A 12769-nucleotide genomic window follows, 5' to 3' on the forward strand; every position below is an offset into this window, starting at 1 on the left:
GTTGAATAAGCAAATATTATAAAATGGAACTTCCGTAAATTAGGAGGTTTCGTTTTATAAGAAATATCAACATTAAACTTTAACAGAGCCAAAATTTTAAAAGGGGTACCCAATTGCAATGGGTACCCCTTCATCTTTACTTAAAACACCTTCGTAGTCCAATCCTCGCAATTCCAAATATCTGTCGCGATTTCACGATAGAAATCAGGTTCGTGGGATACCATTAAGATGCTTCCGCGATATTCCTTTAATGCACGTTTCAGTTCTTCCTTTGCATCGATATCCAAGTGATTGGTAGGCTCATCTAGGATTAATAAGTTCGTTTCTGTGTTTAAAATTTTGCATAAGCGAACTTTGGCTTTTTCCCCACCAGAAAGGACTTCGATTTTACTTTCAATATGTTTCGTTGTTAATCCACATTTTGCAAGAGCAGCACGAACTTCCGCCTGATTCATGCTAGGGAATTCGCTCCAAATTTCTTCAATACATGTATTGTAGTTGGACTCTTTCACTTCTTGCTCAAAGTAGCCAATGTGTTGATAATCACCGCGTTCTACGGTACCCGAAATTGGGGTGATTAATCCAAGAATACTTTTTAACAGAGTGGATTTACCAATACCGTTTGCACCAACGAAGGCAATTTTTTGTCCACGTTCCATTTTCAAATTTAGGGGGCGAGAAAGTGGTTCGTTATAGCCAATAACAAGATCTTCTGCCGTGAAAATCCAACGACTAGCTGCGCGAGCTTCTTTGAATTTAAACTCTGGTTTTGGCTTTTCTTTCCCTAATTCAATAATTTCCATTTTGTCTAGTTTCTTTTGACGGGACATTGCCATATTACGGGTTGCGACACTTGCCTTGTTGCGAGCAACAAAATCTTTTAAATTTGCAATTTCTTGTTGTTGACGCTTGTAAGCAGATTCTAGCTGTTGTTTCTTCATTTCATGTATTTTTACGAAGTTGTCATAGTCACCAGCATAGCGATTCAACTCTTGGTTTTCCATGTGATAGATCAGGTTAACAACACTGTTCAAAAATGGAATATCATGTGAAATCAAGATAAATGCATTCTCATAATCCTGTAAATAGCGCTTTAACCATTCGATATGCTGTTCATCTAAATAGTTCGTAGGCTCATCTAGTAAGAGGATTTCAGGTTTTTCTAGTAATAGCTTAGCCAGCAAAACTTTCGTACGTTGCCCACCGCTAAGATCAGCTACATCTCGATCAAGTCCAACATCATCTAATCCTAGACCACGAGCCACTTCCTCCACTTTTGAATTAATTTGATAGAAATCATTACTATCTAATGTTTCTTGTAGCTCTCCAACTTCTGCAAGTAATGAATCGATATCAGCATTTTCATCACCCATTTTTGCATAAAGCTCATTAATCTCTGCTTCTGCATCAAAAAGATATTGAAAAGCAGTACTCAAAGCTTCACGCATCGTAGTCCCTTTTTGAAGTACGGCATGCTGATCTAAATAACCAACACGAACTTTTCGTGACCACTGTACTTTCCCTTCGTCAGGTTGCAGCTTGCCGGTCACAATATTCATGAAAGTAGATTTCCCTTCACCATTTGCCCCAACAAGTCCAACGTGTTCCCCTTTTAAAAGTCGAAAAGACACATCATTAAATATCGCACGATCACCGAAACCGTGGCTTAAGTTTTGTACGTTTAATACGCTCATTTTTTTAACCCCTTCTTTTATATCACATGTGGATATCATACTAAATTTAGAATAGATTTTCTAACTCGAATTTTATTATTTGTGCAAAACGTAATTCAATTTTGGGGCTAACTTGAAGACTACCCTTTCTTAATTGAATTAGATCATTGAATCGTCTAAACGATTGGATAAAAGTCTATTATACAATATGCTACAAGGTTTTCCTATATAGGAATAGTTGAATAAAAAATGAAAGAAAAGAATTCATCCCATACGTAAACATTAGCAATTTTTGGGGAATAATATTCTTAATGAATGTTTAAAGGGTGTGTAGGATGAAAATAATGAGATATTCCAAGACAGTATTGTCCTTGTCCATGATATTGCCTTGGGTTACTGCGCCGTTATTAGGGAAGAAAACGTTCAAGCGTTATTTGCCAGCAGGAGTCTTTATTGCATCAATGGTGAAGTTAGTCAATGTTATAGCTAAAAAGCGAAAATGGTGGTGGTGGTATGAAACCCTTCATCCTAGATTATCAGGAGAAATTCCTTTTATGCTTGGTCCTTTTTTTGTTGGTTCAATATGGATATTAAAATGGACGTATGGCAAGTTTTTTAGATATTTTGCATTAAATATGCTATTTGATGGAATGTTTACATATACTGCAGTGCCTTTCTTAACAAAATTTGGTATAGCATCTTTAGTACGAATGAAAAAAATACAACTTATGTATGTTTTTTCAATTTTGTCGTTAATGTTATATATATTTCAATATTTATATGAAAAATTCTGTTTTACTAAGTGGAGACTTATAAGATTAGAAATAAATTAATAAAAACTATGTGATTAAAAAAGTGGAAAGAATGAATCGTGAAATAGCTGATTCGTTCTTTCCATTTTTACTTCTATTCATTCTAGGTTTGGGATCTTATTTTTCCGTAAACTGGTTCGCTATACATACTTTATTTCTTCCAGAATTTTTTGCGTAATAAAGGGCTCTGTCGGCATCATCAATAATATCTACTGCTTTGAGAGTAGTTTCATTGTAGCAAGCAATTCCTATTGAAACGGTTAGGTGGATTTTTTCTTCTAACGCATAGAAAGGAAATTCCTCTACAGTTTTTCGAATGTTTTCTGCTATTTCTTTTGCTTTTTCCAAAGGGCAATCTAATAATAATACGGTAAACTCTTCTCCACCATTTCTACTGACGACATCATATGACTTGGTACATTTTTGTAATATCTCCCCAAGGCTTTTTAGTATTTCATCTCCCTTTAGATGTCCATATCGATCATTAATTTTCTTAAAGAAATCAATGTCAATATAAAGGAGTGAAAGTTTTTCTTCTTTAACAGTAACTTGATTTATTAACGAATTAAAGAGCTTGTCAAAATTCCGATAATTATTTAATCCTGTAAGACCATCTATTGTGGACTCATCTCTATATTTTTCAAACAATAATTGAATCGATCTTAAATGATTTATGACATAAAATCCAATAAATCCACCAAGATAGGAAATGATGCAATAGGTTGGAATTAACACAAAGAGAATATTCCAGTCATTGATTAAATAGATGGCGAATATGGTAAAAACAAAATTATTCCAACTTAAGGTTAAAATGATTTTGTTTTTGGTAGATAGGGTAACATAGGAAAAAAATACAGCACCAATAGTAGATGAAAAAATGAGAGCAATGGCCAAAAAGGATGCCAAATTAATGCCATAAAATAATCGACCTATAATGATTAAAAGCATGGAAATAAATGCAGGGATTGCTCCTCCATAAAAAGCTAAAATCATAATTGGAATATGTCTAAGATCTATAATGATATCTCCAATATGAATACTATAATGCATGAGTATATTTCCGAAAATACCTCCTACAATCCCAATTGTTATTTTCCTCTTTAACGAGGATTGACGATTTAAAGGCTTCTGTTTGGTTATTTGACTATACAAAAAAAGTAAGGATACCAATATGGCAAGATTAGAAAATAACTCTTTTATTATCATAATAATTAATCACCTTAATTAAGATAACATAGCTATAAATAGAATGGAATTGATTTGGTATGGTTTTTTATGGAAAAAGATATCGGGTGAAATTAGGATGAAAAAAATCAATCAAAAGGATAATAATACAGGTAATGGTAAAAATATGAAGATAATATTTAAATATAGATGGTTAAGGAGAAGCCAATATGTATTTGCTTGTAAACATTCTTATCCTCTTGCTTTATTTCCGATAGAGTAAGTATGAAAAGGGAGCAGGAACAAGCTTAAATGCATTAGTTGAATCAGTATTTTCCCTGATTATATAGCAAGTTTTACTTATTCTGTTTTTGTTAATATAATGGATTGAATCAATTTTCTTTTTCTGTAGATGTAAGGAGATTCTACTAAAGGAAATTTTTGAAATCTACTCAGGTAAAGGTCTACTTTTAGGAGAATCAATATGAGCTTTTTTATAAAAAAAATAAATGTACTTTTATTTATATTAGTAGCTTTAGCAATAATGGAGCTGTTCATTGGATTTGAAGCTTCAAAAGAAACGTGGGAAATGATTGTCACTATTGCAGTTCAAATTCTCCAATTTCTTTTGTTCATCTTACTTATGGTCCTTCTTAGAAAGATCATTCGTCAGTCAGCAGACAAAGAAAAGCAGTATCAAAGATTACTTGATCATTCACCAGAAGCTATTTACGTTCATCGAAAAGGAATCCTTGTCTATTCAAACGATGCAGGAGCTAAATTGTTTGGCTTTAAGGAACCATTTGAATTGATCAATTTGCCTTGGAAGGAAATTTTGAATGATAAATCTTATGAAAGCTTAAGATTCTCTAGTGAAAAATATGAGGTGGATCAGCAATTTAAAATCCATCATTTTAATTTATATGACGAAGATGGAACTGTTCGATACATTGAAGCAAAATCAACCTATATCCTGTTCGATGGGGAACTGGCTAGAGAAGTTATCGCAAGAGATGTAACGGATCAGGAAAAAAATAGCCAAAGGTTAAAGGATTTATCCTATTTAGATACTTTAACTCAGCTTCCAAATCGCAGAAGTCTGCTGGAGTGGCTTAATCAAGTAATCGAAGAATCGAAACAAAACAATAAAAGTTTCGGGATTATGTTTGTCGATTTAGATGGTTTTAAACAAATAAATGATACTTACGGGCATGCTAAAGGTGACTTTTTGTTAAAGCAAGTTAGTGAATACCTGAAACTTTGTATAAAAGAAGACGATGTAGTTGGAAGGTTTGGTGGAGATGAATTTATCATCATCCTCCCAAATGCTGTCCAAACAGATTGTCTATCATTAGCAAAAAAAATAATCGACAATATGCCTTTATTTATTTCGGAATCTAATCAAGTAACATTTAGTATTGGAATTTCTCTTTATCCTCAAGACGGAAATGATCTTGATACGATAATGAAGCTTGCAGATAATGCGATGTATAATGCAAAAAAACGCGGTAAAAATAATTTTCAGTTTTTTGACATCGGTACTTAAATGGAAAGTAAAACCAAGAAAACCTATCAATATGGTAAAAAAATAGTCATATTTACCCCTTTGATTCAAAAAAATGATATATTTTAAAGTGTGTATAAAGATTAAGAACGTAAGGGGTATCCATGAAGGAGATTAAAAATAATTTTAATATAAAAATTTACTATATTGTCGTTTGGGCTATTATAGCTATTATCCTTGGTGGGTTATTTATTGATAATCCACGATTAAGCAATTGTGGATGGGGGTTTATAGTTCAACTTATCTGGGCATTCAGTTTGTCTTTGTGTTTATTGCTTTATCCTAAAAAAGAAACAGATACTCTTAGAATATGTATCATCGGATTAGCATCCATTTATTTCTACTCCCTGTTTCTTTTTTATCCAGATACGGGGTCTAATTTTATTTTATTATGTTTTATACCGGCCCTATCCATCTTATTTTTTAATTCAAAGCTTTTTTATTTTACCTTGTACTTAAATGGAGGATTAATTTTAATTTTATTTGGTTACATTATGTTAACGAATCAGAAGCCCCAATATAGTTATTTAGAACAGGATTTAATTGGAAACATTTTAAACTTTATTGCGAGCCAAATTATCATCTATTTTATTTTTTATTTAACGAATGGGCGAATGAAAAAACAGCAATTATATTATGAACAAATTCAGCAATCAGAGCGTCTAAAGACATCTGGTCAACTTGCAGCAGCGGTTGCCCATGAGATTCGAAATCCTCTTACTGTTGTGAAAGGATTTTTGCAATTATATGAAAAGGATAAATCATTTTCCTCCGATCAAAAACGCAATTTTACTTTGATGATAGATGAATTAAATATGGCTGAACAGGTAATTACACAATTTTTAACAATGGCAAAACCAGAGCAAGAACAAGCGGCAGAGATAGTAGATGTTAAGGATGTTCTACAGAGTGTCACAGATTTGCTCCATTCCTATGGTCTATTACATGATAATCGGATTGAATTAAAAGTAACAGATGATTGTACAATCTCTGCTAACATCATCGAATTAAAGCAATTACTCATAAATATTATAAAAAATGCGATTGAGGCTTCTAATTATGGCGAATTAGTAATAGTAACGGCTGAAAAGGAAAAAGAGTTTGTTGTAATAAAAGTAATCGATCATGGAAAAGGAATGTCGGAGGAAGAATTGGCAGCTCTTGGCACCCCCTTTTATTCTTTAAAAAGTAAAGGAACAGGTTTAGGCTTGATGATATGCTTTAATATTGTCGAGAAATATAATGGCAAGATTGATTTCGTAAGCTCTAAAAATCAAGGAACAACTACTAGCATTTGCTTTCCATATTATGATAAACAAAGCTATTTTAGATAAAGTAAATGTCCTAGCGTGTTGTCTTTGCAATAAGAAAAAAGATAAACTAAAAAAATAAGTAGTTTTGTAAATTGGAGGTCAAACAATGGAAAATAATGATATATTAATTCGATTAAGATATGCATTAGAAATAAAAAATAGTGAAATGGCAGAAATATTTAAGCTTGGCGGGAAAGAGATATCTGTACCTGAGGTAGTTAAAATACTTAAAAAGTCAGATGAAGAAGCAGAGAATGATGATCAAATAAAATTGACGAATAGTATGCTAGATTCCTTTTTAAATGGCTTTATCATTTATAAAAGGGGAAAGCAAGAGCCGAAACCAGGACAACCAAATACACCTGAATCGTCAATAAAAAACAATACGAGTGTAAATAATATCCTTTTAAAGAAAGTCAAAATCGCGCTGTCATTAACAACTGATGATATGATAGATATATTTAAAAAAGCTGGATTAAATGTATCAAAAGGGGAACTAGGCGCCTTTTTACGAAAAGAAGGGCATAAAAATTATAAAGTATGTTTAGATAATTTCGCTCGAAACTTTTTAAAAGGACTAGCCATTAAATATAGGGGTTAAGAGCAGTTAGGTGAAGCTATGATACATACATATTTAGGGGAAACCATCCTTTTTGATGTAAAGTATAAAAATCGAACTTCCATTGGGATTAAGATAGATGGATATGGAAATATAGAAATTTTAGCACCTAAAAAGACGCCTGATGAACGGATAATTCATGTGTTAGAAGGAAACTGGGATTCCATCCATAGTAAAGTACAAGAAATGAAGAAAAGAATGGATGGACCACAGGAAAAGGTATATGAGAATAATGAAAGATTTCTTTATTTAGGTAATTCCTATCCTATTCAAATTATCCAGGATATCACTATTACGCAAGAAAGAGTTGCGTTTTCTGAAGAAATCCTGCATATCTATGTAAAGCATCTTGATAAGGAAAGAATCAAACAATTACTGAGAAGATATTATTATCAGAGAAGTAAGGCTTTAATGGAAGAGAGAGTTTCCTTCTATCAAAGCAACTTTAAAACAAAGCCCCGATCGATACGTATTACAGATAGCAAAACCAATTGGGGAACCTGTGATGCTAATTTCCAATTAACCTTTAATTGGAGATTAGCGATGGCTCCACTTGAAGTAATTGATTATGTTGTTGTGCATGAAATGTGTCATATGGTTCATCTTAATCATGACCGATCCTTTTGGAGGCTTGTTGGGAAGCTGATGCCTGATTACAAAGAAAAAGAGAATTGGCTCGCTTTGTCTAGTTGGAAGATGACGGTTTAGGAGAGAGAAAACAGAATCTGACTGGAGCATTTAATCCAGTCTATGTTCTTCTTTTGAATGATGGAGAATGATAGCATAAAAGCTATCATTAATTTCTTATTCTATATTCTATGGCTGAAAAGTTATGTTTTTTGGCTGATAAACCCCAATTTTTGCTGATATGTGCTGGAGTTTGGCTGATATCCTAACATATCTTACTTAGGTTTTGCCTATGTCTCCGTTCTTTTTATTAATTTCCATAAACGATTCAATCATATGTTGCCGAAATTGTCTTGCTACATAAGAATAATGTCTACTTTTTAGCCATGCGAAACCGACCATTTGATAACAATGGTCATTTTTTAGACGAATGATTTTACTGTTGGTTAGTTGTTTTCCTAAAAAGGAATACTGCGGATAGAAGGAAATCCCTTCTCCTTCATCAACAAGCTGCAAAACAATCGACATTTCCGTTCCTTCAAAAACCATATTCGGTGTAAATCCCGCTTGTATACAACATTTTTCATACATACTTATAGATTCTAATCCTGACTTATATCCAATAAATCGTTCATTTTTTACTTCTAGTAAATCAATTTCATCTAAGTGTGCCAATCGATGATTTTTCGGAACAATTAAATCTAATCGTTCTTTTAAGACAGGTAGCCATTCTATATCTGGCCCTGTTATGGGAGTATTAGAAACACATAAATCAATTTCTCCTCGGAGTAATCGTTCTTTTGCGATAAGGTCTGGTAATATTGATTGCTGAATCCGTACATTTGGTCTTCTTTCGTAGAAACCTTTAAAAACAGTCGGAAGTATGGTGGAACTCATGACACTAATAGACACTTGATCTTCCTCTATTTCTGCCATTTCTTGAACAGTTTCATGGGCATCTTCTAAGATTCTAAGTGCTAGTTCTACTTCCTTTGCATAAAACTTTCCATAACTATTCAGTCGAATACTCTTTCCATGTCTATCAAATAAAGGTACACCTAACTCCTCTTCTAATCTAGCGATTGTTTTGCTTAGTGATGATTGTGAAATATCTAAATGAAGTGCTGCTTGAGACATATGTTCAGTTTTGGCAACAGTTAGAAAGTAGTTTAATTGTAATAATTGCATACGAACCCCTCTTATGAATCATAATAAATATACATATTCCTTTACTTATATTGTATCTATTTTCAGAAAGGATTACGATGAAAATGAATTCACAAATTTGTCACATTTAATTACATATCATATCAAAGGAGGATTTTATATGAAGATTAAAGCAGCAGTTACACCTGGACAAGGTAAAGATTTTGTTATAGAAGAAGTAGAATTAGCTCCCCCAAAGGAAAATGAAGTATTAGTAAAAATTGTTGCAACAGGTGTTTGTCATACAGATGCTGTTGCACGTGACGCAGCAATTGCTCCACTGCCTGCAGTACTTGGTCATGAAGGAGCAGGAATTATCGAAGAGGTTGGTTCTGGAGTTACACGCTTGGCAAAAGGTGATCATGTTGTATTATCATTTGCACATTGTGGACACTGTGAAAATTGTTTAACAGGACATCCAACAGTTTGTGAAACATTTAATGATTTAAACTTTGGTGGTGCCCATGATGATCATACACATCGTTTGTCCAAAGATGGTACGTCACTTTCCACTTTCTTTGGTCAGTCCTCATTTGGTACATTTGCGATTGCGCATGAGCGTAATGTTGTCAAAGTGGATAAACAAGTAGATTTAGCGCTTTTAGGACCTTTAGGCTGTGGAATCCAAACAGGAGCAGGTACTGTTTTAAATAAAATTAAGCCTGAATTTGGATCAACTATTGCTATCTATGGTGCAGGTGCAGTTGGTTTAAGTGCTATTATGGCTGCAAAAATAGTTGGCTGTAAAACAATCATTGCAGTTGATATTCATGATACACGATTAGAACTTGCAAAAGAACTTGGGGCGACACATACCTTTAATGGAACAAAAGTAGATGTTGTGAAGGAAATTAAGGAATTAACAAACGGTGGAACAAAATATGCAGTAGATACAACTGGTTTCCCTCCAGTAGTACGTCAATGCTTACAAGCACTACGCCCATTAGGTGTTGCAGCAGTAGTAGGTGTTACACCTGAAATGAATATCGATGTTCACAATGATATAATGGCGGAAGGAAAAACCATGATGGGCGTAATTGAAGGAGACTCTGTACCAAATGTATTTATCCCGCAACTAGTAGAATACTACAAAAATGGTCAATTCCCATTTGATAAATTAGTTAAATTCTATGACTTTGACCAAATTAATGAAGCTTTCGAAGATTCTAAAAAGGGAGAAGCAATTAAACCAATACTACGATTATGTTAATATCAACTCGTAAATTGTTTAGTATAAACTGCACTCCAGGTTAGACAGATGTAACAATATGGAAGATATAGTTTTTCTTTTACTTCTATGTTAAATACAATATGATTATAATATGAGAAAATGGCGTTCAATAAGCTTATATCGGCTAGTTGACGCCGTTTTTATATTCTGAAAACAATCAAAGTTTTCATTCTAAATAAAGATTAAGCTTAAGTAATAATATACCTATGTGATTGGAACAGGTATATTATTAAGCTTGACTATTCTAATCAGGGAAACAGCTCGTACAGAAGCTCTAGAGGATGTAGTAAAATTATGGACAATAGTATTAAGCGTTGACCTGATTATAGCGATTTTGAACTTCATTTGGCCAAAAAGGAAAAAAGGAGAGAGGAAGAGTTTTTCTTCCTCTCTTTCTACTACCAGCACTAATTATTCATTTATATTTAAGACGATTTCTTCAACTTCTTCTTTTACTTGCCCAATGAGCGAAAGGACAGCTCCAGTCGCTTGAATCCAGCTTCCGATGGTACCGAGGTTTTGCTGGCTACTTATACCTTTTAATTGTTCCGTTCCACCCACTGCCTGCAAAGAATTTCCAATCCCCTGTAATAAACCACCAATTATATTTTCGATTCTTCCATCTGCCGTATGGTCAAAAAATTCATCTGTAAGTCCGACAAAGCTACCTAATGCTTGAATCCAGCTACCCGTAATAATTAATTTTTGTTCAGTTGGGATCTTACTCAATTTATAAAGAATTAAGCCGGTTACAACCGTTGAATTTCCAATTGCTTGAATTTCATCTCCTAGCATTTCTAATGAAATCGTTCCTTGTCCGTCAGCTGATAATGCGCTGCCTGTTCCTTGTAATACATTACCAACTAACCGGAGTTGATAATTCGTTTCTTTAGAAAGGTGGAACGAAGGGGTACTTCCAATAGCAGCTTGGATAGTACCAATCGTGTTGATTGTAGATCCGAATATTTCTTTAAAATGTCCACTCATTTATTATCTACCGCCCATTCACTTTACACCCAATATCATATTCAATAAAAGGATAAGTGGGATAAAAAAGACAAGCATTGGAGATAGTTCTGTTTTGTGAGCTCTATTTAAATGAAAGTCTACATTCTTACTTACTTCCGAAGTTCCCGGAAAACTGCTTTACAATTGCTTGGATTTCTTCTAATTTTTCTGGTCTTATCAGAGTAATCATTTTAGGAATAAATTCTGCAATATCACTTTGAGAAAAAGTGCCTTCATTTTGTTTTCGGAAGTTTTCCATTAATATGGCTTTCGCTTCTTCTTCCTTTCCTTCTTGTACTCTTTGTAAAATAAAGGATAAAAATCTTTCTTGACCTTGTTTGTCCATTTTGCAACCTCCTAACCTACATAAAATAATACATCTTCGCCTATTATAATCTTAAACGCTGCTTTTTAGAAAGTTATACCAGTTTAAATATAAATTATACAGAGAAAAAGATTAGGTATATTATCTGTTCGTTTTTGAAAAGTTTTGTAAGATGTTTTCTAAAATTTTTACTATCATCTATCTATTAAAATTATTTTTACAAAAAATAACACACACTATCTTGTTTTTAACGTAATTTACAAAACCTTTACATAGAGTCAATGGAATATTTACACTGGAGATTTATCATACTATTAGACAAGATATGACAAAGAAAAGTTGCTATTCTTTTGGAGGTAAATCATGGTCATAATTAAAAAACTAAAAATGGTATTCATGTTCCTGACTATACTTGCTTTATTATCAGCATGTGCAAGTAATGCAGAAACAGAACAATCGACAAATGACAGTAAACCAATATCGATTTCAGGATCTACTTCCGTTGGACCGCTTGCTGAGAAATTAGCGGCAAAATACCATGAACACGATAATACAAAAATTGAAATAAATCAAATTGGGTCTTCTGCAGGTATTACAAATGCAATAAGTGGTGTCTCAGAGATTGGGATGTCTTCCAGGGATTTAAAGGAAGATGAAATGCAAAAATTAAAGGAAGTTGTAATTGCTTATGATGGAATTGTAGTAGTCACTCATCCGAGCAATAAAGTAAAAGATTTAACTTTAGAACAAGTAAAGCAAATTTTCACTGGTGAAGTGACGAACTGGAGTCAGCTTGGTGGAGACGACATGGAGATTGTGGTTGTTTCTCGGGAGGATGGATCTGGTTCACGTGATGCCTTCCAGGAGATTGTAGGCTATAGCTCAGGCGAATTAATTAGAAACTCTATCATCGCAAGTGGGAATGGAAATATTAAAACAACCGTTGCAAATAATAAACATGCAGTTGGCTTTATTTCCTTTGAATATATTGATGATACTATTTCGACAATCGATATTGATGGTGTAGAAGCCACGGCTGAAAATGTATTAGCAAAAAAATATAGTTTATCACGACCGTTTTTGTTTGTTTATAAAGAAGGAGATCTAACTGCGAATGGACAGAAATTCATCGATTATATTTTAAGTGATGAAGGTCAAAAGATTGCAGCAGAAGCAGGGGTTATCCCAATAAAGTAAAACCAAATCTTTAGAAGTAATCTTGGAGGA

The 12769-nt window shown here is 33.4% G+C and carries 12 protein-coding genes; 7 read left to right on the forward strand and 5 right to left on the reverse strand.

What is annotated here, in order from left to right; translation table 11 throughout:
• Positions 1-140 precede the first annotated feature (140 nt).
• Complete coding sequence (locus tag ACTNDN_RS07510; RefSeq protein WP_251628321.1) at positions 141-1694, reverse strand: ABC-F family ATP-binding cassette domain-containing protein; 1554 nt, start codon at positions 1692-1694, stop codon at positions 141-143.
• A 323-nt stretch (positions 1695-2017) separates the two neighbouring features.
• Here ACTNDN_RS07510 and ACTNDN_RS07515 point away from each other — a divergent pair, with 323 nt between their 5' ends.
• Entirely contained in the window at positions 2018-2506 is a 489-nt protein-coding gene (locus tag ACTNDN_RS07515; protein ID WP_441131021.1) for a hypothetical protein, read from the forward strand.
• 96 nt (positions 2507-2602) lie between these two features.
• Here the strand turns inward: ACTNDN_RS07515 and ACTNDN_RS07520 are convergent, their stop codons facing one another.
• Positions 2603-3691 carry a diguanylate cyclase gene (locus ACTNDN_RS07520; protein ID WP_441131022.1) on the reverse strand — a complete coding sequence of 363 codons (1089 nt, stop codon included), beginning with the start codon at positions 3689-3691 and terminating at the stop codon, positions 2603-2605.
• A 442-nt stretch (positions 3692-4133) separates the two neighbouring features.
• Between ACTNDN_RS07520 and ACTNDN_RS07525 the strand changes: the two genes are divergently transcribed.
• The 4 genes from ACTNDN_RS07525 (at position 4134) to ACTNDN_RS07540 (ending at position 7853) form a co-directional block, all read left to right on the forward strand.
• Positions 4134-5195, forward strand: coding sequence for a diguanylate cyclase (locus ACTNDN_RS07525; RefSeq protein ID WP_441131023.1), 1062 nt, complete (start codon positions 4134-4136; stop codon positions 5193-5195).
• A 122-nt stretch (positions 5196-5317) separates the two neighbouring features.
• Positions 5318-6547, forward strand: coding sequence for an ATP-binding protein (locus tag ACTNDN_RS07530; RefSeq protein WP_441131024.1), 1230 nt, complete (start codon positions 5318-5320; stop codon positions 6545-6547).
• Between the two features lie 85 nt (positions 6548-6632).
• Positions 6633-7127 carry a DUF1456 family protein gene (locus tag ACTNDN_RS07535; protein ID WP_031539990.1) on the forward strand — a complete coding sequence of 165 codons (495 nt, stop codon included), beginning with the start codon at positions 6633-6635 and terminating at the stop codon, positions 7125-7127.
• An 18-nt stretch (positions 7128-7145) separates the two neighbouring features.
• Positions 7146-7853, forward strand: coding sequence for a M48 family metallopeptidase (locus ACTNDN_RS07540; protein WP_441131025.1), 708 nt, complete (start codon positions 7146-7148; stop codon positions 7851-7853).
• Between the two features lie 198 nt (positions 7854-8051).
• Here ACTNDN_RS07540 and ACTNDN_RS07545 read toward each other — a convergent pair whose 3' ends face one another.
• The gene (locus ACTNDN_RS07545) at positions 8052-8960 is read right to left on the reverse strand and encodes a LysR family transcriptional regulator (protein ID WP_441131026.1); all 909 of its coding nucleotides are present in this window, start codon (positions 8958-8960) and stop codon (positions 8052-8054) included.
• A gap of 139 nt (positions 8961-9099) precedes the next feature.
• Here ACTNDN_RS07545 and ACTNDN_RS07550 point away from each other — a divergent pair, with 139 nt between their 5' ends.
• The gene (locus tag ACTNDN_RS07550) at positions 9100-10188 is read left to right on the forward strand and encodes an NAD(P)-dependent alcohol dehydrogenase (protein ID WP_441131027.1); all 1089 of its coding nucleotides are present in this window, start codon (positions 9100-9102) and stop codon (positions 10186-10188) included.
• 432 nt (positions 10189-10620) lie between these two features.
• On the opposite strand, the gene ACTNDN_RS07555 is transcribed toward ACTNDN_RS07550, so the two are convergent.
• Positions 10621-11196, reverse strand: coding sequence for a DUF6944 family repetitive protein (locus tag ACTNDN_RS07555; protein WP_048717068.1), 576 nt, complete (start codon positions 11194-11196; stop codon positions 10621-10623).
• Positions 11197-11323: 127 nt separating this feature from the next.
• The gene (locus ACTNDN_RS07560) at positions 11324-11563 is read right to left on the reverse strand and encodes a hypothetical protein (protein WP_031536027.1); all 240 of its coding nucleotides are present in this window, start codon (positions 11561-11563) and stop codon (positions 11324-11326) included.
• Positions 11564-11905: 342 nt separating this feature from the next.
• On the opposite strand from ACTNDN_RS07560, the gene ACTNDN_RS07565 reads away from it, so the two are divergent.
• Positions 11906-12739, forward strand: coding sequence for a phosphate ABC transporter substrate-binding protein (locus ACTNDN_RS07565; protein ID WP_035416093.1), 834 nt, complete (start codon positions 11906-11908; stop codon positions 12737-12739).
• Positions 12740-12769: the final 30 nt, after the last annotated feature.

Source organism: Niallia sp. HCP3S3_B10 (genome assembly GCF_052064465.1).
GTDB classification, from domain to species: domain Bacteria; phylum Bacillota; class Bacilli; order Bacillales; family Cytobacillaceae; genus Niallia; species Niallia hominis.

Bases quoted from the DNA above. Each gene is read 5' to 3' on its own strand.
- ACTNDN_RS07510 (WP_251628321.1), bottom strand. From the start codon at position 1,694: ATGAGCGTATTAAACGTACAAAACTTAAGCCACGGTTTCGGTGATCGT.
- ACTNDN_RS07515 (WP_441131021.1), top strand. From the start codon at position 2,018: ATGAGATATTCCAAGACAGTATTGTCCTTGTCCATGATATTGCCTTGG.
- ACTNDN_RS07520 (WP_441131022.1), bottom strand. From the start codon at position 3,691: ATGATAATAAAAGAGTTATTTTCTAATCTTGCCATATTGGTATCCTTA.
- ACTNDN_RS07525 (WP_441131023.1), top strand. From the start codon at position 4,134: ATGAGCTTTTTTATAAAAAAAATAAATGTACTTTTATTTATATTAGTA.
- ACTNDN_RS07530 (WP_441131024.1), top strand. From the start codon at position 5,318: ATGAAGGAGATTAAAAATAATTTTAATATAAAAATTTACTATATTGTC.
- ACTNDN_RS07535 (WP_031539990.1), top strand. From the start codon at position 6,633: ATGGAAAATAATGATATATTAATTCGATTAAGATATGCATTAGAAATA.
- ACTNDN_RS07540 (WP_441131025.1), top strand. From the start codon at position 7,146: ATGATACATACATATTTAGGGGAAACCATCCTTTTTGATGTAAAGTAT.
- ACTNDN_RS07545 (WP_441131026.1), bottom strand. From the start codon at position 8,960: ATGCAATTATTACAATTAAACTACTTTCTAACTGTTGCCAAAACTGAA.
- ACTNDN_RS07550 (WP_441131027.1), top strand. From the start codon at position 9,100: ATGAAGATTAAAGCAGCAGTTACACCTGGACAAGGTAAAGATTTTGTT.
- ACTNDN_RS07555 (WP_048717068.1), bottom strand. From the start codon at position 11,196: ATGAGTGGACATTTTAAAGAAATATTCGGATCTACAATCAACACGATT.
- ACTNDN_RS07560 (WP_031536027.1), bottom strand. From the start codon at position 11,563: ATGGACAAACAAGGTCAAGAAAGATTTTTATCCTTTATTTTACAAAGA.
- ACTNDN_RS07565 (WP_035416093.1), top strand. From the start codon at position 11,906: ATGGTCATAATTAAAAAACTAAAAATGGTATTCATGTTCCTGACTATA.